Source organism: Pseudomonas sp. JV241A (assembly GCF_900275665.1).
Taxonomy (GTDB): domain Bacteria; phylum Pseudomonadota; class Gammaproteobacteria; order Pseudomonadales; family Pseudomonadaceae; genus Aquipseudomonas; species Aquipseudomonas wadenswilerensis.
Map to the genome: position 1 here is coordinate 145,664 of NZ_OPYO01000008.1, position 18,771 is coordinate 164,434.

Annotated in this window: 18 protein-coding genes and 1 riboswitch; of the genes, 3 read left to right on the forward strand and 15 right to left on the reverse strand. The window is 64.3% G+C overall.

All coding sequences use genetic code 11. From position 1 onward, the window contains the following. Positions 1–78: 78 nt before the first annotated feature. Entirely contained in the window at positions 79–996 is a 918-nt protein-coding gene (locus tag JV241A_RS04780; RefSeq protein WP_134061467.1) for a LysR substrate-binding domain-containing protein, read from the forward strand. Between the two features lie 111 nt (positions 997–1,107). Here JV241A_RS04780 and JV241A_RS04785 read toward each other — a convergent pair whose 3' ends face one another. The 11 genes from JV241A_RS04785 to JV241A_RS04835 form a co-directional block, all read right to left on the reverse strand. Further along, positions 1,108–3,249, reverse strand: coding sequence for a TonB-dependent receptor (locus tag JV241A_RS04785; RefSeq protein ID WP_134061468.1), 2,142 nt, complete (start codon positions 3,247–3,249; stop codon positions 1,108–1,110). Positions 3,250–3,357: 108 nt separating this feature from the next. Then, positions 3,358–3,564, reverse strand: a riboswitch (cobalamin riboswitch). Between the two features lie 172 nt (positions 3,565–3,736). After that, entirely contained in the window at positions 3,737–4,294 is a 558-nt protein-coding gene (locus JV241A_RS04790; protein WP_115087618.1) for a GNAT family N-acetyltransferase, read from the reverse strand. 95 nt (positions 4,295–4,389) lie between these two features. Continuing rightward, on the reverse strand, positions 4,390–4,734 hold the full coding sequence (locus tag JV241A_RS04795; protein ID WP_115087619.1) for a carboxymuconolactone decarboxylase family protein: 345 nt from the start codon (positions 4,732–4,734) through the stop codon (positions 4,390–4,392). Positions 4,735–4,927: 193 nt separating this feature from the next. Beyond that, on the reverse strand, positions 4,928–5,827 hold the full coding sequence (gene lpxO, locus JV241A_RS04800) for a lipid A hydroxylase LpxO (protein WP_010225312.1): 900 nt from the start codon (positions 5,825–5,827) through the stop codon (positions 4,928–4,930). Between the two features lie 157 nt (positions 5,828–5,984). Continuing rightward, positions 5,985–6,449, reverse strand: coding sequence for a bifunctional diaminohydroxyphosphoribosylaminopyrimidine deaminase/5-amino-6-(5-phosphoribosylamino)uracil reductase RibD (ribD, locus tag JV241A_RS04805; RefSeq protein WP_115087620.1), 465 nt, complete (start codon positions 6,447–6,449; stop codon positions 5,985–5,987). 76 nt (positions 6,450–6,525) lie between these two features. Next, on the reverse strand, positions 6,526–7,431 hold the full coding sequence (locus tag JV241A_RS04810) for a MurR/RpiR family transcriptional regulator (protein WP_115087621.1): 906 nt from the start codon (positions 7,429–7,431) through the stop codon (positions 6,526–6,528). Positions 7,432–7,513: 82 nt separating this feature from the next. Beyond that, positions 7,514–8,278 carry an ATP-binding cassette domain-containing protein gene (locus JV241A_RS04815; RefSeq protein WP_115087622.1) on the reverse strand — a complete coding sequence of 255 codons (765 nt, stop codon included), beginning with the start codon at positions 8,276–8,278 and terminating at the stop codon, positions 7,514–7,516. 18 nt (positions 8,279–8,296) lie between these two features. Beyond that, positions 8,297–9,409: a succinylglutamate desuccinylase/aspartoacylase family protein gene (locus tag JV241A_RS04820; protein ID WP_115087623.1), complete on the reverse strand. Its 1,113-nt coding sequence runs from the start codon at positions 9,407–9,409 to the stop codon at positions 8,297–8,299. 9 nt (positions 9,410–9,418) lie between these two features. After that, positions 9,419–10,117, reverse strand: a complete 699-nt coding sequence (locus JV241A_RS04825) for an ABC transporter permease (RefSeq protein WP_115087624.1) — start codon at positions 10,115–10,117, stop codon at positions 9,419–9,421. 10 nt (positions 10,118–10,127) lie between these two features. Beyond that, positions 10,128–10,817, reverse strand: coding sequence for an ABC transporter permease (locus tag JV241A_RS04830; RefSeq protein ID WP_134061469.1), 690 nt, complete (start codon positions 10,815–10,817; stop codon positions 10,128–10,130). A 24-nt stretch (positions 10,818–10,841) separates the two neighbouring features. Continuing rightward, positions 10,842–11,618 (reverse strand): ABC transporter substrate-binding protein, encoded by a 777-nt coding sequence (locus JV241A_RS04835; protein ID WP_115087626.1) that lies wholly within the window; start codon positions 11,616–11,618, stop codon positions 10,842–10,844. A gap of 149 nt (positions 11,619–11,767) precedes the next feature. Here JV241A_RS04835 and thpR point away from each other — a divergent pair, with 149 nt between their 5' ends. Continuing rightward, positions 11,768–12,307 carry an RNA 2',3'-cyclic phosphodiesterase gene (gene thpR / locus JV241A_RS04840; RefSeq protein ID WP_134061470.1) on the forward strand — a complete coding sequence of 180 codons (540 nt, stop codon included), beginning with the start codon at positions 11,768–11,770 and terminating at the stop codon, positions 12,305–12,307. A 172-nt stretch (positions 12,308–12,479) separates the two neighbouring features. Here thpR and JV241A_RS04845 read toward each other — a convergent pair whose 3' ends face one another. The 3 genes from JV241A_RS04845 to JV241A_RS04855 all read right to left on the reverse strand — a co-directional run bounded on the left by JV241A_RS04845 (position 12,480) and on the right by JV241A_RS04855 (position 16,503). Continuing rightward, positions 12,480–14,930 carry a TonB-dependent receptor gene (locus JV241A_RS04845; protein WP_134061471.1) on the reverse strand — a complete coding sequence of 817 codons (2,451 nt, stop codon included), beginning with the start codon at positions 14,928–14,930 and terminating at the stop codon, positions 12,480–12,482. An 86-nt stretch (positions 14,931–15,016) separates the two neighbouring features. Then, positions 15,017–16,000 (reverse strand): FecR family protein, encoded by a 984-nt coding sequence (locus JV241A_RS04850; RefSeq protein ID WP_134061472.1) that lies wholly within the window; start codon positions 15,998–16,000, stop codon positions 15,017–15,019. After that, a complete protein-coding gene (locus JV241A_RS04855; protein WP_115087630.1) occupies positions 15,997–16,503 on the reverse strand; it encodes a sigma-70 family RNA polymerase sigma factor in 507 nt (168 codons plus the stop codon). Before JV241A_RS04855 ends, JV241A_RS04850 begins: the two co-directional genes overlap by 4 nt. Positions 16,504–16,665: 162 nt before the next feature. Here JV241A_RS04855 and JV241A_RS04860 point away from each other — a divergent pair, with 162 nt between their 5' ends. Beyond that, positions 16,666–17,559 (forward strand): GNAT family N-acetyltransferase, encoded by an 894-nt coding sequence (locus JV241A_RS04860; RefSeq protein WP_115087631.1) that lies wholly within the window; start codon positions 16,666–16,668, stop codon positions 17,557–17,559. A gap of 5 nt (positions 17,560–17,564) precedes the next feature. Here JV241A_RS04860 and JV241A_RS04865 read toward each other — a convergent pair whose 3' ends face one another. After that, entirely contained in the window at positions 17,565–18,770 is a 1,206-nt protein-coding gene (locus JV241A_RS04865) for an NAD(P)/FAD-dependent oxidoreductase (RefSeq protein WP_134061473.1), read from the reverse strand. Between the last annotated feature and the right edge of the window lies 1 nt (position 18,771).

Consider the following 18,771-nt stretch of genomic DNA (forward strand, 5'->3'; position numbering starts at 1 on the left):
GGGAACAGGTGCGGCTCATGCTATAAGGGCAGGATTCAGAGATAATCTCGTGATTCATGGATTCTTAGTGCACGCATCGTGAATAATCTTCCCAGCCTCGACGACCTCAATATCTTCCTCCAGGTGGCCAAGCGCGCCAGCTTCGCGGCGGTGGCCGAAGAGCTCGGCATGTCGGCCGCGTTCATCAGCAAACGCATCCGCGTGCTTGAGCAAACCCTTGAAGTGCGCCTGCTGCACCGCACCACCCGGCGGGTGACGGTGAGCGAGGAGGGCGAGCGGGTGTACCAGTGGGCGCAGCAGATTTTCGATGCGGTGCAGCGCATGGGCGACGACATCAGCGCCCAGCACCGCGAACCGGTGGGCCAGCTGCGGATTGCCAGCAGCCTTGGCCTGGGCCGGCGATTTGTGGCCCCGGCGTTGTCGGAACTGGCCGAGCGCTACCCGCGCCTGGATGTGCGCCTGGACGTGCATGACCGCCTGGTGGACCTGATTGAAGAGGGCGTCGACCTGGATATTCGCGTCGGTAACGCCATCGCCCCCAACCTGATTGCCAAGCCGCTGGCCAGAAACCGCCGGGTGCTGTGCGCTTCCCCGGCCTACCTGGCCCGGCGCGGCACGCCCAAGGTGCTGGCCGAGCTTGCCAGCCATGATTGCCTGGTGATCAAGGAGCGTGACCACCCGTTTGGCGTCTGGCAGCTGGAAGGGCCGGGGGGCGAGGAGAGCGTGCGGGTGACCGGCAGCCTGTCGAGCAACCATGGTGAAGTGGCGCACCAGTGGTGCCTGGATGGGCGAGGAATTTTGCTGCGCTCGTGGTGGGATGTGCACGACAGCCTGGCCGATGGGCGCCTGGTGCAGGTGCTGGCGGAGTATCACCAGCCGGCGGACATCTGGGCGGTGTATACCTCGCCGCTGGCCAGTTCGGCCAAGGTGCGGGTGGCGGTGGAGTTTTTTCGCCAGTATTTTGCCGAGCGCTATAGCTTGCCTGAGCTAGGTTGACAGGGCCGGCCTCATCGCTGGCAAGGCCAGCTCCCACAGGCCCGGTGTACACAGGCCCATTGTGGGAGCCGGCGTTGCCGGCGATGGGCTGCAACGCAGCCCCGGTTCACCTCAGAACGTGTAATCCACCGTCGCAAAATACGACCGCGGCTCACCCATCAGCCACTGCTCGCCACTGTGCGCAGTGGCCGCATAACGGCGGTCGAGCAGGTTGTTCAGCTGCAGGCCCAGACGCACATCCGGCAGCACCTGCCAGCCCAGGTTGGCATCGACCACGGTAAAGCCCGGCACGCTCTGGGAGTTGGCGGTGTTGGCATAGCGCTCATCGACATAACGCAGGCCCATGCCGGCGTCTACGTTGTGGCTGAAGCCTTTGCTGACCCACAGGTTGGCGGTCCGCCGCGGTACGTTGCTTGGGCGATTGCCAGCACGGGAAACGGTTTGCCCGCCCACCGTCTGGTCGAAATCGTCGTACTTGGCGCGCACCACCGAGGCGTTGGCCGAGACATGCCACTGGTTGGCCAGGGCCAGCTCCAGGGTCGCTTCCAGGCCATCGGAGGTCTGCTGCCCGGCCTGTTCCTTCTGGTGGGTGTCGGGGTTGTCGACCAACAGCTTCTTCTTGACGATGTGATAGGCCGCCAGGGTCCACTCGCCACGGCCATCCCAGAACAGCTGCTTGAGGCCGAACTCGGTCTGCTTGGCTTCGGTCAGGTCGAACTTCTGTTGGCTCGGGCTCAAGGTCACCAGGTCGCTGACGCCATCTTCACTGGTGGAGTACTGGCCGTACAGACTCAGCTCGTCGTTGACTGCGAACACCAGCCCGGCGCGCCAGTTGCCGCCGTTGAGGCTGCGGTCAGTGCGGGTGTCGTTGACCAGGTTGTTGCGGTCGATGTGGTTCTGGTCGCGACGAATGCCGGTGACCAGCGACCAGCGCTCCGACAGCTGGGTGCGGTTCTCGGCGAACAGGGCGAAGGTGCGGGTGGTGCTGTCGGTTTGCGGGCGGGTCGGGCTGGCGCTGTGGAAGTAGCCCGGCGCCGGCTGCCACGGGTCGATGAAATCGCCGCCAATGTCGTTGTACGGCGAGTTGCTGTCGATGCCGAAACGGATGCGGTTGTACTCGGCGCCGACCACGGTTTTGCTGGCCAGGCCAAACAGCGAATGGTCGAAGGTGAAGCTCTGGCGGTCGCCGACCTGTTCCTGGTCGTGCTTGATCTCCAGGTAGCTGCCGCGCTCAAGCTGGCCGACGCCGCTGTTCCAGGTGTAGTCCTCGGCGTTGCGCCAGTGCCGGCGGCTCTTGAGGTAGTACAGCTGGTTGCTGGCGCTGATCGAATCGCTGATGGCCCAGTCGGTGTTAAAGCGGGTCCACTCGTCGTGGTAGTGCTGGGCCGAATCCTTGAGGTTGTAGTTTTTCTTGCGCAGGCTGTCGCGATAATGGCCGTCGATCAGCGGCGTGCCGAAGTAGTTCATCGGGTCGGCATCGCCGCGCTCGTGGGCGAGGGTGAAGCTCAGGTCGTCGCTGGCATCGAAGCGCAGGGCGGCGCTCATGGCCAGGTTCTTCGAGTCGCCGCGGTCGACCCAACCGTTGCTTTCCTGGCGGTTGAGGGTCACCCGGTAGCTCAGCCGCTCGCTCAGCGAACCGCCGCTGTCCAGGCCCAGTTGCTGGCGGTCGTAGGAACCATAGCCCAGGCGCAGGTGGTTACGGATCTCGCCGGTAAAAGGTTTTTTCGGAATCACGTTGATCACCGCACCCGTGGCGCCTTCGCCGTACAGCACCGAGGCCGGGCCACGGATCACGTCGATGCGCTCGACCATCCACGGGTCGACCGGGAAGCTCTGGGTACCGGCGCCGGTGTACATGCGCGAGCCGTCGAACAGGGTCATCACCGAGCCGTGGCCGCTGAAGCCGCGGGCCGACAGCGCCGTATTGCCGTTGCCCGGGGTGGCGACCGAGGTGATGCCCGGCGAGCGGGTCACGGCGTCCTGCACGGTGAGGTTGTTGCGCCCGTCGATGACCTCGCTGGCGAGGCTGCTGGTGCTGGCCGGGGTGTCCATGGCACTGAGGTCCAGGCGCGAGCCGGTCGGCAGCGGGGTGGCCAGGCTGATGGTTTGGTTGTCGCTGCTGCTAGTGATGGCCGTCGAGGGCAGGGCCAGGGCAGAGGGGCTGGTGTCTTCGGCGAAAGCCGGCACGGAGAATGCCAGGCAGGGGGCCAGGGCATTGGCTGCCAGGGTATGAAGCTTGGAATTTCGGGACATGTCGTTCCACAGTCAACAGGAAGAATGAATCCCGGAGGGAACAACGCATGGAGGCATGGCGCACGCGCAGGCGGACGCCAACCGGCCTGCGCCCGCCCACCGCGGGGTTGCCAAACAGAAGCTTCAGGCCGGTCTCCGGGCTTGCGAGGGTCGTGAAGGCCTTCACCTTCCCATGCCGAGGCACAGTGGTGTTTCGAAGGCTTCGCTCGCTTACCGTTGCGGGGGCAGCGCCGGACTGGTCATTTGCATGACGCACCGGCTTCCCGTTTCACCCTGCGCACGGCGGCGCAGGACACCTGAAACTGGCGCGCATCTGAACACCGAAAACCTTTGCAGTCAACGGCTTGCGTATCTGAACAGATCAGTTTTTGGGTGGCGCTTCTAGGTCAACAGCATCGCCGGCAAGCCGGCTCCCACAGGGTTCGGTGTGCACCGTAGCTGTGGGAGCTGGCTTGCCAGCGATGAGTCCAGCTCAGACAGCGACGTCTCAACGCCCGCGCTTGCGCGACACCACCGCCTCGATATTCTTGCGCCCGATCAGCATTGGCTGCTTCGGCTCTTCCAGCCACTTGTACATCACCAGGCTGTCCACCAGCCCCAGGCGCGCATGCCGGTAGGCATTGGGCAAACGCCCGACGATGGCAAAGCCAAGCTTCTGCCACAAGGCCACCGCGACCTCATTGCTCGACACCACCGAGTTGAACTGCATGGCCAGAAAACCCAGCTCCCGGGCCAGCTGCTGCGAGTGCTCGCACATCAACCTGGCGACACCGCGCCCACGGGCGGCGTCGCAGACCATGTAGCCGCAATTGCTGACATGGTTGCCGGGGCCGGCGGCATTGGCCTTGAGGAAGTAGGAGCCGAGCAGCACGCCATCCTCTTCGGCCACCAGGGTTCGCAGCGGCGCTTCCAGCCACAGCTGGCGGGCTTGCTCCTGGCTCATGGCCGGGTCGAAGGCATAGGTTTCGCGGGCGCTGACAATGCCCTGGAAGGTCGGCCAGAAAAGCTCGAAGTCGGCGGCGGTCATGGGGCGGATGTGGATCATGGCGGTTCCTGAAAACGGTTCGCCCGCTAGCTTATGCGAAAACGCCAGGAAGTGGGTGAGGCGCGGCGCGACCGCGCGCTCACGTGAGGGAGAGGTTACAGCCCAGCCTTGCCCACGGCATCCAGTGCCCGCGCCGAATACACCAGCGCCGCCCCGGCGTTCATGGCCACGGCCACGCCCAGGGCTTCGGCGATTTCTTCGCGGGTCGCGCCTTGCTTGACCGCCTGGGCCGAGTGCACGGCGATGCAGCCGTCACAGCGGGTGCTGACTGCCACGGCCAGGGAAATCAGCTCACGGGTCTTGGCGTCCAGGTGGTTGGTCCTGGCTCCGGCGCCACTGGCGGTCATGTAACCGTTAACCGTGTCGGGAGAGAGTTGCTTGAGATCGCCGATGCCGCCCATCAACTGATTACGGTAGGCATCCCAGTCCATCATGCTCATTGTCTTCACCTTGGTGTGGTTGGCAACTAGAACAGTGACGTTAGTTTTTTTTGCGGCAGGGCGCCGTTGGTCGATGGTCGGGGAAAGGCAAGACTTTGGGAGGGAGAGGGTCTCATCGCTGGCAAGCCAGCTCCCACAGAGAAAGCATGCACTGAACCTGTGGGAGCTGGCTTGCCAGCGATAGCGGTCTGAGTCAGATATAGATGAACACCAGCACCAGCGCCGCCACCACCGCCCATTTCTCCAGGTAGTAACGGGTGCGGTTGCGCTTCTTCAGCGCCTTGCCGCGCTCGCGGATCTTGTAGATGCGGGTGAACAGGCGGTTGATGCCGCCGGTCTTGTCACCGGCATCGTTGGGCGCGGCGGCTGCGGCCATCACGCTGCGGCTGAACCAGCGGTTGAACGCCGTGGCCCAGCGGTACTTGAGCGGACGCTCGACGTCGCAGAACAGAATGATGCGGTTGTGCTCGGTCTGGTTCGAGGCGTAGTGGATGTAGGTTTCATCGAACACCACCGCCTCGCCGTCGCGCCAGGCGTAGTTCTCGCCGTCGACGCAGATGTAGCAACCGTCATCGTTTGGCGTGTCCAGGCCCAGGTGGTAGCGGTACGAGCCTGCGTAAGGGTCGCGGTGGCGCACCAGCTTGGAGCCCGGCGGCAGGGTGGCGAACATCGCCGCCTTGACCGTGCCGATGCCCTGCAGCAGCTCGGTGGTGCGTGGGCACAGCTTCATTGCCGAAGGGTGGCTCTCGCCGTACCACTTCAGGTAGAAGCGCTTCCAGCCGCTCTTGAAGAACGAGTTGAAGCCGACGTCGTCGTAGTTCTGCGAGCTCTTGATCTCGCCGACGTGCAGCAGTTGCTGGGCCTCGGCGCGGATTTCCTGCCAGTTGTCCTGCAACGGCTTGAGCTCGGGGAAGGACTCGACTGGCAGGTACGGCTTGGCCGGCAGCTTGGAGAACAGGTACAGGAACACGTTGACCGGGGCCAGGAAGCTCGAATGATCACCCAGCTGGCGGGTGACCTTGTGCCGTACCCGGCCGCGGAAATGGACGTAGGCAATCGAGAAAACAAACAGTAGAACTAAGAAAATTTTCATGGGCGAATACTTGTCGATGTGGCGATGCGCCATGGCATAAGCCCGCCAGCATAAACAATCATGTCCACGGTTTGAACTAAATGTTACCGGTTATGTGCCCGACCATAGTGCTAGGCGCAACCGTTTGCCTTAACGATTCAGCCCGCGCGGTTGTCCCTCAGCAAACGTCGAGCGCTGCCCCGGCCCTGTTCAGGTAGGGCGTCAGGTCACCCGCCGCCTGTGCCTGGAGCAAGCCGATGATCACCTCTATGCCGGCCTGTTCGAGCAACGCGATACCCGCCCCGGCATTGCGCGGGTCGGGGTCGAGCATGGCAACGAACACGCGCTTGATGCCGCGCTTGATCAAGGCTGTGGCACAGGACGGCGTGCGGCCATGGAAGGAGCAGGGCTCGAGGGTCACGTAGGCCGTCACCCCGTCGGCATCGCCGTCGAACTGCGCCATGGCCATGGCTTCAGCGTGGTGTTGCCCTGGTGCTTGGGTAAAGCCGCGGGCAATGATCCGGCCGTCGCGCACCAGCACGCAGCCCACCGGGGGATTGGGCAGGCAGGTGGGCAAGGCGCGGCGGCCTTCGCTCAGGGCCTGGTGCATGAACAGCTTATCGCTGGGTGAAAAACAATCCATTGTCGTTCAGCTCCTGGGGTAGTGATGGCGCGAGTGCGCGTACACAGCGTAATCCAGCTTGCGCGCTTTTGCCGCCTCACTTGCGGGTGATTTTGCCGCCAGGGACATGCAGGTACGACATCACGCTTTCGGTCAGCTCGGTGGCCAGCTTCACCGCTTCCTTGTTGCGCGCCATGACTCCGGCCACCAGGCCTTCGATCAGCGCCAGCACGGCAATGCTGGAACTGGTCAGCACCGGGTGATCGGCAGCGGCGAACAGCACGTGACGGGCAATCGGCGTCAGCGGCGAGGCTGGCGAATCGGTAATGGCCAGCACCGTGGCGCCACGCTCATGGGCAAAGCGCGAGAGTTGCAGGGTGTCCTGGGAGTAGCGCGGCAGCGAAATAGCCAGCAGCACGTCCTGGTCAGTGATCGCTGCCAGGCGGTAGGCGGCGTTTTCGTTGCCGCCTTCCATGCTGATGGCGCAGGCATCGGCGCAGAACGGCACCAGGGTCGAGGCCGCCAGGCCCGCGAGGTAGACGCTGTTGCCAAAGCCCAGCACGTACACCTTGCGCGCCTGGGTCAGGCTGGCGATGAAGGCCTCGAAGGTCTCCGCCTGGTTGATGTCGCGGGTGGTCGCCAGGTTGCTGCTGGCGCTATGGATCTGCTCGTGCAGGCCGAACTCGCCCCCGGGGCGCTGGGCCAGTTCATTACGCAGCTTGTCCACGGGCGAGACCATCTGTTGCAGGGTGCTCACCAGCTCGGCCTTCATGCCGCTGTAGCCGCCCAGGTCCAGGGCCTTGGCCAGGCGGTTGACCGCGGCGGGCGAGGTGGCGGTGGCCTGGGCCATCTCTTCGATGGTCAGGGTTGCCGCCTTGAGCGGGTGACGCAGGATGTAATCGGCCACCTTGCGCAACGAGGGTTGCAGTTCGGCGAGGCTTTCCGACAGCTTGCGCATGACCGGCGAGGCGTAGACGGTGGTGTTCTTCGAAGTGCTCGACATCCGGCGCAAGGCTCCCTGAAAGATGGGTCGCAGTGTATCCCAAGCCACTCCCCGGCGTGCAGCCGGGGCGTGGCCTGGAGGCTTACTTGAGGCTGCCGGCAAGAAACTGGCGCAGACGTTCGGACTGCGGCCTGGCCAGCACTTCACGGGGGTGGCCGCGTTCTTCGGCAATGCCCTGGTGCAGGAACAGCAACTGGTTGGACACCTCGCGGGCAAAGCCCATTTCATGGGTGACCACCACCATGGTCCGGCCTTCGCTGGCCAGGTCCTGCATGACCCTGAGCACTTCGCCGACCAGTTCCGGGTCAAGCGCCGAAGTCGGTTCGTCGAACAGCATCACTTCCGGCTCCATGGCCAGGGCGCGGGCGATCGCCACGCGTTGCTGTTCGCCGCCGGACATGTGCGCAGGGTAGGCATTGCGGCGATGGCTGACGCCGACCTTGTGCAGGTAGTGTTCGGCCTTCTCGCGGGCTTCCTTGCGGTTGATGCCCAGCACTTGCACCGGCGCTTCCATGACGTTGTCCAGGGCGCTCATGTGCGACCACAGGTTGAAGTGCTGAAAGACCATGCTCAGGCGTGCGCGCAGGCGTTGCAGCTGACGCGGGTCGGCGGCCCTGAGCCCGCCGCGGGAGCAGTTGCGCAGCTTGAGCTGCTCGCCGTTGACCAGGATCTCGCCGGCGTTGGGTTGCTCGAGCAGGTTGATGCAGCGCAGGAAGGTGCTCTTACCCGAGCCGCTGGAGCCGATGATGCTGATCACGTCACCGGCGCTGGCCTGCAGCGAGACACCCTTGAGCACCTGATGGTTGCCGTAGCTTTTATGCAGGTCGTTGATTTGCAGTTTGTTCATCAGTAGGTACTCGGTGGGTCAGTCGGTGAGCAGGCGGCCCTGGCGAATCGGTGTGGTGCCGGCGACCTTGGCCAGCCACAGACCGGGCTGGGCAAAGCGCAGGCGTTCGCGGGCATAGAGGACGCCGTCGGTGCTGGCGCGGACCACGCTGTGGCGATCGGTCAGCGGGTCGATCACTTCGAACAGCGGGTCGCCGACCGTGACCCGCGCCCCCAAAGGTTGCAGGTAGCTGACCACGCCGGGATGTTCGGCATAGGCATACTGGGCGCCGGCAAAGGGTGTGGCGGCGCAGCACTGGCTGGGCGCCGCGGGCCAGTCGCCGTTGATCAGGCCCTGGTCGGCGAGGTAGCCGAGAATCTGTTCGGCGCTGGCCTGGCATGCTTCGCGCCCGGTGTCGGCCATGCCGCGCAGTTCGACGGTGGTGGCCACGCAGGCCAGGGGAATCTCGGCCTCCGGGAAGTACTCGCGCAAGCGCAACCAGGGCACCGCACAGGCTTCATCGAATGCGTCGCCGCCGGCGTCTTCGGCCAGCAGCACCGCTTCGGCACCCAGGCGTGCTGCCAGCGAGCGCAGGGTTGGCCAGTTCTGCGGCAGGGCGTAGAGCAGCATCACCGATTCGAAATCGCAGTGCAGGTCGAGCACCAGGTCGGCATCGCAGGCGCTTTGCAGCAACAGGCGGCGCAGGCCGTCGAGCTCGCTGCGCGCTGCGGGCAGCTCGGCAAGGGTCGCGGCCATGGCCTGGCGAATCGTTGCCACGTTGGCTTCGCCATCGCTGCCCAGTTGGCCCTCCAGGCGCGCTACCAGCGCTTCGGTCAAGGGTGGGAAATCGCGGTTGAAGTTCTTGCCGCTGTTGAACTCGAATCGGCCCTGGTGCGTGGCCTGGAACATCTGGCCGATGCCGATCGGATTGGCCAGTGGCACCAGCTCGATCACACCGCTGAGCCGGCCCTGGGCCTCGAGTTCGGCCAGGCGCCGCTTGAGCTCGACCGCCACCCGCATGCCGGGCAGTTCATCAGCGTGCAGCGAAGCCTGGATATAGGCCTTGCGTGCGCCACTGCCGAAGCGAAACAGGCGCAGGGTGCGCTGGGTGCCGCAGGCACTCCAGGGCAGAACATGGTCAATTTGCTGCATGAAAGCTCCTTAGTGCTTGCGCGGGGCGAGGTAGGCCAGCCAGCGGCGCTCGGCCAGCTTGAACAGGCGCACCAGCATGAAGGTCAGGACCAGGTAGATCAGCCCGGCGGTAATGAAGGCCTCGAAGGGCAGGTAGTAACGGGCATTGAAGGTTTTTGCCGCGCCGGTGATATCCACCAGGGTCACGATCGAGGCCAGGCTGGTGGTCTGCAGCATCATCAGCACTTCATTGCTGTATTGCGGCAGGGCCCGGCGCAGGGCCGAGGGCAGCAGGATGCGCCGGTACATCGTCAGGCGCGACATGCCCATGGCCCGGGCCGCCTCGACCTCGCCACGGGCCGTGGACCGCAGGCTGCCGGCCAGCAACTCGGCGCTGTAGGCGCTGGTGTTGATGGCAAAGGCCAGGCAGGTACAGAAGGTCGCGCTGGACAGGTACGGCCACAGCACACTGTTGCGCACCGCCTCGAACTGGGCCAGGCCGTAGTAGATCAGAAACAGCTGCACCAGCATCGGCGTGCCGCGGATCACATAAGTGTAGAGCCAGGCCGGGTAACGCAGCAGGCAGTTGCGCGAGACCCGCATCAGGGCCAGCGGAATTGCCAGCGCCAGGCCACAGGCCAGGGAGATCATCAGCACCTTCAAGGTCAGCAGAATGCCGTTGAGGTACAGCGGCAGGTTTTGCCAGATCAGGTGATAGTCGAGCATCAGGCAACTCCCCTCAGAGTTCGGCGGCTTTGCAGCCGACCGAGTAGCGTTTCTCGACGCCGCGCAACAGCAGCAGCGACAGGCTGGTCAGCAGCAGGTACAGGCCGGCCACGGCCAGGTAGAAGGTGAACGGCTGGTGGGTGGCATCGGCCGCGTTCTTGGCCTTGAACATCATGTCCTGCAAGCCGATCACCGAAATCAGCGCGGTGGACTTGGTCAGCACCAGCCAGTTGTTGGTAAAGCCCGGCAGCGCCAGGCGCACCATCTGCGGCACGCTGATCCGCCAGAACACCTGCAGGGGGCTCATGCCATAGGCCGCGCCGGCTTCGGCCTGGCCCTTGGGAATGGCCAGGAAGGCGCCGCGGAAAGTCTCCGAGAGGTAGGCGCCGAAGATGAAGCCCATGGTGCAGACCCCGGCAATGAACGGGTTGATGTCGATGTACTGCTCGTAACCCAGGGCCAGTGCCAGGCGGTTGACCAGGTCCTGGCCGCCATAAAACACCAGCAGGATCAGCACCAGGTCGGGGATGCCGCGCACCACCGTGGTGTACAACTCGCCCAGGCCTGCCAGCCATTTGACTGGCGACAAGCGACAGGCCGCGCCGATCAGGCCGAGGCTGATGGCCATGGCCATGGCCAGCAAAGCCAGGTTGATGGTCAGCCAGGCGCCATCGAGAATGCTCGATCCGTAGCCATGAAGCATGATGAAAGTCCTCGCCAGCCGGGGTTAGTGGCCGTAGATATCAAACGGGAAGTACTTGCTTTGCACCTGCTGGTAGGTGCCGTTGGCGCGGATTGCCGCGATGGCGGCGTTGAGCCTGGCCAGGTTGGCGCTGTCGCCCTTGCGCACGGCAATTCCGGCACCACGGCCGAAGTATTGCGGGTCGCTGATATCCGGGCCGACCAGGGCAAAGCCTTGCCCGGCGGGGGTCTTGATGAAGCTTTCTTCGGTGTTGACGATGTCGGCGAGGGTTGCGTCCAGGCGCCCGGCGGTAAGGTCGAGAAAGGCTTCGTTCTGCGAGGCGTAGCGCACCACTTCGACCCCGGCGCTTTCCAGCTGCTCGGTGGCGAAGCGGTCATAGGTCGAGGCGCGCTGCACGCCGACCCGCTTGCCCTTGAGGTCGGTGGCCGGGTCGCTGATCTGGTTGCCGGCCTTCATCGCGAACTTGCCGGGCGTGTGGTAGTACTTGTCGGTGAAGTCGACCGATTTCAGTCTGTCTTCGGTGATCGACATCGACGACAGCACAGCGTCGATCTTGCGGACCTTCAACGACGGAATCATGCCGTCGAACTCCTGGATCACCCACTGGCACTTGACCTGCATCTGTGCGCACAGGGCGTTGCCGATGTCGTAGTCAAACCCTGTCAGTTCGCCTTGCGGCGTACGGTAGGAGAAAGGCGGGTAGGCAGCTTCGATGCCGATGCGCAGGCTGCCTTGATCGGCCTGGGTCATTGCGCTGCAGGCACAGAGGGCCAGTGCGCCGAGAAGTCCGGTCTTGTTCATATTCTTGACTCCGGTGGGTGGGGTGCGCATAGAAATGACATGATTTATTTCAGAAATCAATTTCATGAAAATAAAAATATCAATCGGCCGACTGACGGCACCTCCGTCCAGGCGGTAGACTCAAGCACTCGACCCCAGGAGTGCATGGCATGGACCCAGGCATTGGCGAAACCGGTGAACCCTTCAAGCGCCTGTTCTTTGCCCTCGACTGCGTGGCAGAGCAACGCCGGGCCATTGCCCGGTGGCGCAGTGAGCTGGATATGGAAACGGGGCGGCCAGTGCCCTCGGCGAATTTTCACCTGACCCTGATGTTCATCGGTGCGGCGGGCACTGCGCAGTTACCTGCGATCCTCGCTGCCGCTGCGGGCGTGAAGGTGCCGGGTGAGGCGCTGACGCTGGTGCTCGACCGGCTGGAGGTGTGGCGCTCGGCCAAGGCGTTGGTGCTGGTGCCCAGCCAGATGTCGGCGGCCTTGCGCCAGTTGGCCTATGCCCTGCAGCAGGCCATGCTGCCGTTGGGCTTTGCCCAGGACCCACGGGACTACCGCCCGCACCTGACATTGGCTCGTGACTACCGTGGCAGTGAGCCGGAGGCGCTGGTGCCGGCGGAATTTGTGCTGCGTGCGCGGCACTTCACCTTGTTCGAGTCGCGCAAGGGCCAGTACTGGCCGTTGGCGCAGTGGCCGTTATAGTCTACGACGCGCTTCGCGCTTGGCCCGTGATGAGGCCGGTACAGCCAGCACATCAGGTGGTGCCTGGATTACGACCGCTTCGCGCTCGATCGCTGGCAAGGCCAGCTCCCACAGGATTGGCGCTATATCTGTAGGAGCGGGCTTGACCCGCGATGAGGCCGGCACTAGCAACCTAGAACTGCGGCGTGTACTTCACGGTAAAGGTGAAGTTGCGCGGGTCACCAAAGTTGTTGTTGCCGTTGAGCTGGTTGTAGGCCGCAATGTAGTAGTGCTTGTCGAACAGGTTGTTGGCATTCAGCGCCAGGCCCACTTCCGGGCTCAGCTGGTACGCCAGGCGCGCGTTCCACACCGCGTAGCCGGGCACGTCGTAGGTGTGCTCGTAGCCCAGGGTATGCGACTGCGCGGTGAAGCCCAGGCCGGCGCTGACCTTGCTCCAGTCCCCCGGCAGTTGGTAGTTACCCCACATGCGCAACATGTGCTTGGGCGTCCAGGTGCTGAACACCTTGCCCTTGTCGTCCGGGTCGTCGAGGTAGGTGGTGGTGTTGTAGGTGTAGCCGGCAAACAGCTGCAGGCCGCTGAGCACTTCGCCGCTGACTTCAGCCTCGATGCCCTGGCTGCGCACCTTGCCGGCGGCGGTGGAGCAGTACCAGTCATCGCAGGCAAAGCCTGAGGCCTTGTCGATGATCGCGCGGTTTTCCTGGTCGTAGCGGAACACCGCCAGGGAGGTATTGACGCGGCCATCGAGCAGTTCGCCCTTGATGCCCATTTCGTAGTTGCTGCCAATGATCGGCTTGAGCGCCGCGCCGCCGACGCTGCGTTCGGTCTGCGGCACGAAGACGTCGGCGTAGCTTGCATACAGCGACCATTCGCGGCTCAGGTCGTAGACCATACCGAGGTACGGGGTAACTTCACCGCTTTCGGTCATGGTGCTGGTCGGGCTGACCGAAGGGGCGCGGGTGACACCGGCATGCATGGTCGTGTCATAGCTGTAGTCGAACCAGCTGACCCGCGAACCCAGCACCAGGGTCAACGGCTCGGCCAGCTTGACCCGCCAGGCGCCATACAGGCCTTTCTGGCGCACGTCATAGGCACTGCTGAAACCACGGCCGTTGGGCTTGTCGAGCAAGCTGTCGTAGCTGATATCCGGGCGGTGATGGTCGATATCGAAGATGTTGTCAGTGCTGTCGTTGAACGTGCGCGCGAACAGATCATCGGTGGTCAGCTTCGAGTAGTTGCCGCCCAGGGTGATTTCCTGCTCGAGGTTGAAGGCGTTGAATTTGCCCACCAGGTTCATGTCGACACCCACCTTGGTGGAGTCGAAATCGGTCACCCAGTCGGCATAGCTGACACCGCTGCCATCGAAGTTGATGGCATCGTCAACGGTCTGTACGCGCTGGTGGGTCGACTCGTTGGTTTCACTCATGCGAATCGCACCAACGTGGAATTTCCAGTCGTCGTTGAAGCGGTGCTCAAGGTCGGCGTACAGGGTGGTGACGTCGATTTCCGAATGGTTCCAGCGCGAGCCGGTAAAGGTCGAACGCGGCACATCCAGGCCGCTGCCGTCGGCATAGCGCGGCAACCCGCGCAGCATTGGCCGCGACTCGGCGTTGGACTGGCTGACCGCGAAGCCCAGGGTGGTGGCCTCGTTCAGGTCGAAGTCCAGCGCGCCGTACAGCGAATGGGTCTTGCTCCATTCGTAGTCGACGAACGAATCGCTCTGGTCCTCGTCGGCGACGAAGCGCCCGCGCACGGTGCCGGCATCGTTCAACGGGCCGCCGGCGTCCAGTTGCAGGCCGTAGTGGTCCCAGCTGCCGGCCTTGCCGGTGACCGTCACGGTCGGCGCAGCCTGGCCGCGCTTGCGCACCAGGTTAACGGCGCCGCCCGGGCTGCCGGTGCCTTGCAACAGGCCGGAAGCGCCGCGCAGCACTTCCATGCGGTCGAAGAAGATCAGGTCCTGGGTCGCCCAGTTGCCCAGCGAATAGGTGTTACGCGGGATCGCCACGCCGTCGTACTGCCAGTCGTCGATCTGAAAGCCGCGCGAATAAATGATCAGGCCCGGGCCCACGCCCTGCAGGCCGACCAGGCCAGTGGTCTGGTTGACCGCGTCCTTGAGGTCGACGATGTTCTGGTCGTCCATCTGCTGGCGGGTCATCACCGTGACCGACTGGGGAATTTCCCTGAGGGTATGGCTGCCCTTGCCAATGGTGATCGCCCGCGCCGCATAGGAGCCGGTGCCCTCGGTGGTGGCCGCATTGAGATCGCCGCCGATGCCGCTGATGCTGGTGGCGCCCAGCTCCAGGGCGTTGCCGGCGTCGATGCTCGGCAGCACGCTGAAGTTGCCCTGTTCGGTGACCAGCAACTGCAGGCCGCTGCCGGCCAGGGCCTTCTGCATGGCCAGCATCGCGCTCATCCTGCCGATGATCGCCGGCGCCTGCTTGCCCTGTACCAGCGCTGGGTCCAGCGAGACGATGCGGCCGCTCTGGCTGGCGATGGCATTGAGGGTGCTGGCCAGGGAGGCGGCGGGCAGGTTGAAGCTCAGGGCCTGTTCCTGGGCCTGGACGGTGCTGGCCAGCGTGGCCAGGGCCACGGCGACAGGAAGGGCGTGGGACCAAGGGTTGAGCACGGAATTCTCCTGATTATGTTGGCGTGTCAGGAGATAGGTGCGATGAGAAATGAAAACCGGACACAAATACGAGTGATTTGCATAAATTATTTTTGCAGCGGGTTTTTCGCCCGAATCAGCGTCAGCCACGGGCTGTACTGATCGACCTTGACCGGCAGGGTTTCGGCCAGTGCGGCGAAGGCCCGCTGCGGTTCGTCCAGCGGGAAGACCCCCTGCACCCGCAGCCCGCGCACTTCGGGTTCGACCCGGACAAACCCGCGGTAGTAAGGGCGCAGCGCCTCGACCACTGACTCGAGGGAATCATCCAGCACATTCAGGCGTCCGCTGAGCCAGTCGGCGCGCTGACGCTCGTCATTGCCCAGGGCTTCGATGCGTTCGCCGTGCAGCAGCGCGGCCTGGCCTTCCTGTACATCCAGTTCGCTGCCGTTGAACAGCCGCGCGCGTACCGAATGCTCAAGCACCACCAGGCGCGTGGCCTCGGCCTCCTGGCTGACCAGAAAGCGCGTGCCCAGGGCGCGCATTTCACCCTGGGCGCTACGCACCCGCAACGGCCGCTGCGGGTCGGCGGCGACCTGGATGATCAGCTCGCCCTGGCGCAGGATCAGCAACCGCTGATGGCCATCGAACTGCAGGTCGACGGCGCTGCCGGCGTTCAGGCTCAGGCGGCTGCCATCGGCCAGGGTGAAGTCGCGACGCTCGCCCTTGGCCGTGCGCAAATCGGCCAGCAGTGCTTCACCCACCTCACTGCGCGCGCCCAGCCACAGGCCACCGCCGAGCACGCCGATGCCGACGAAGGCGCGCAGCAGTTCGCGCCGCGAGCCGTTGGGCTGCAGCAACAGTTGGCGAACCTCACCGGTGTGCCCCGGGGCGCGGCGCTCGAAATTGCGCACGGTCTGGCAGGCGCCGCCCAGGCGTTCCTGCAAGCGTGCCCAGGCCTGGGCGTGGGCCGGGTCGCTGCCCAGCCACTGGCTGAAGTCGCTGTGCAGCTGGGCGTCGGTGTTGCCCGAACTCAAGCGCACCATCCAGTCGATGGCGGCTTCTGCGCTGGGGTCGAGACGGCGCTGGCTCATGGCGCCAGCTCACTGAGGTAGCACTGGCTCAGGGCCTGCTTCATGTAGCGGCTGACAGTGCGCTCGGAGAGGTCGAGCTTGCGCGCGATATCGACATAACTCATGCCGTCGAGCTGGCTGTAGAGGAAGGTGGCCTTGACGATCATCGGCAGGCCGTCGAGCACCTGGTCGATGCTCACCAGTGCTTCGATCAGCAGCAGTTGCTCTTCCGGGGAGGGCGCCAGCGGCTCAGGCAGGGCCGCCAAACGTTCCAGGTAAGCCTGCTCCAGCTGGCGACGGCGATGGCGATCGAAGATCAACCGGCGGGCGATGGTCGACAGATAGGCGCGCGGCTGCTGGATGCTCGCCGGATCGACCTGGGCGGCGAGCATCTGGCAGAAGGTCTCGGCGGCGGTGTCTTCGGCGTCGGCGCGGTTGCGCAGGCGCTTGTGGATGTGCTGCAGGAGCCAACGGTGGTGGTCGCTGAAAAAGAAGCCCAGCTTGCGGGTGGAGGAGGTTGGCACCGGTTGGCGTTCCCGAAGGTGTTAGTGTGAATCGTTCTCAATCTTACCTGTGCGGCGAGGCAAGGTGCAATCACCGCCGCCAACCGTGCTTTACAATTTTCCTACAGACTGCCCTTGGGCGCAGTAATAGGGTGGCGGCCAGACGAATCAAGGGAAAAGAGAATGGACCTGTCGCTCGCGGGCCAGCGGTTCACCCTGCTGGAGAACTTCAAGGACGATACACGGCTGCGCGCCAGCTTCAACGCCTTGACCCACCAGACGTTCGAATTCGATTTCGAGCAGTGGTACCAGGACGGCTATTGGGGCGAAGGCTACCAGCCCTGTGCGTTGGCCCATGACGGGCGCATCGTCGCCAACCTTTCGGTCAACCTCATGCACTTCGAGGTGCTCGGCGAGCCTAAGCGCTGCATCCAGCTAGGTACGGTCATGGTCGCGCCGGAGTATCGTGGCAAAGGCCTGAGCCGCGTGCTGCTGGAGCGGGTGCTGGACAGATGGCAGGGCCAGTGCGAGCTGATCTACCTGTTTGCCAACGATACAGTGCTGGATTACTACCCCAGGTTCGGTTTTCGCCGGGTGCTCGAACATCAGTACAGCGCGGCGTTAAGCCCATCAGCGCAGCCTTGCAGCTTCTACAGGGTCGACATGAGCGACGTGCTCGAGCGCCTGCGCTTCATCAGCGCGGTCGCCAGCGCGGTACCCGCTGCACGCTTGGCGATGCGCAGTAATCCTGACCAGACGATGTTCTATTGCACGTCGTTTTTCAAAGACTGCGTTCACTACTCGGCAGCGCTGCAGGCCTATGTGGTGATGGAAATCGTCGACGGCGTGATGACGCTCTATGAGGTGTTCGCCAGGCAAGCGCTCGACCTGCAGGCACTGATTGCAGAACTGAGGACACCCCAGACCACCCGGGTGGTACTGGGGTTTACGCCGCTGGATGTCAGCGGCTTCGAGGCGCAGCCGCTTGAGTCGGATGACAGCCTGTTCGTGCTCGGCCAGGCCGGTCAGTTCATCGAGCATGCCAGGCTGATGTTTCCGTTGCTGTCACACGCCTGAGTCGCTCAGGCCACCACCGGAATCAGCGGATCGGCAGCGGCGAGGGCAATCGCACGATCGGCCACGGGCGGGTAGATCCACACCGAGTTGATCTGCTGCTTGAGGGTCTTGGCTTCGTCCTTGATCAGCTTGACCTCACGCTGCCAGCCCTCGGTGTACACCGCGCCCCAGGCCCCCAGGTCCAGGCAGGTGACGTACTTGGGCTGGCGGTACGGCAGCGGTTCGACACCCAGCAGGTCGGCGGCGACGTTGTTGCCCGAATGCCGGCCCAGGGCGATGGCGTGCTGGCAGGTCATCAAGGCGTGGTTTCCGAGGTCGTCGGTGGCGGCGTAGGCCACGTCACCGGTGGCGAATACATGCTCCTGACCAATGACCTTGAGGTTGCCGTCGACATGCAGGCGGCCATGGCCATCGCGTTGCCCCGGCACTTGTTCGGTGAGCGCGCTGGCGCGGACGCCGACGGTCCAGACCACGGTGCTGGCCTCGATGCGCTGGCCGTCGGCGAGGGTCACGCCGTCGGCATCCACGGCGGCCACCGAGGCATTGAGCCGCCACTCGACCCCCAGCGCCGCGCTGGCTTCGACGATCGCCGGGCTGATGCCTTCGCCCAGGGCCGCGCCGATCTTGTTGCCGCGATCGACAATGATCACCTTCACCTCAGCGTCCTGGCCCAGCACTGCGCGCAGGCGGGCGGGCATTTCGCTCGCGGTCTCGATGCCGGTGAAGCCGCCGCCGGCCACCACCACGGTGTTGCGCGCCGTTGATCCAGGCCGTTGCGCCAGGGCCTTGATGTGCTGCTCCAGGCGGCTGGCCGATTCGATCTGGTCGACGTCGAAGGCGTGCTCATCAAGCCCGGCCAGGTTTGGCCGGACCACGCCACTGCCGCTGGCCATGACCAGGCGATCGTAGCCAAGCACCTGCTGCAGGCCCTGGCCGTCGCGGTAGCCGACACGCTTGCCGGCCACGTCGATCTCGTCCACCGCGCCCTGGATGAAGTTCACGCCCACGGCGGTAAACAGTTCAGCCAACGGCGCTTTCATCTGCTGCACATCGGTTTCGTAGAAGCGCGGACGGATGCGCAGTTCGGCCTGGGGGGCGAGCACGCTGACGCTGACGTCGTTGCGCCCGTGCTGGTCCAGCAGGCGAGTGGCGCTGAGGGCGCTCCACATACCGCCGAAGCCGGCGCCGATGATCAGGATGTGCTGTTTCATG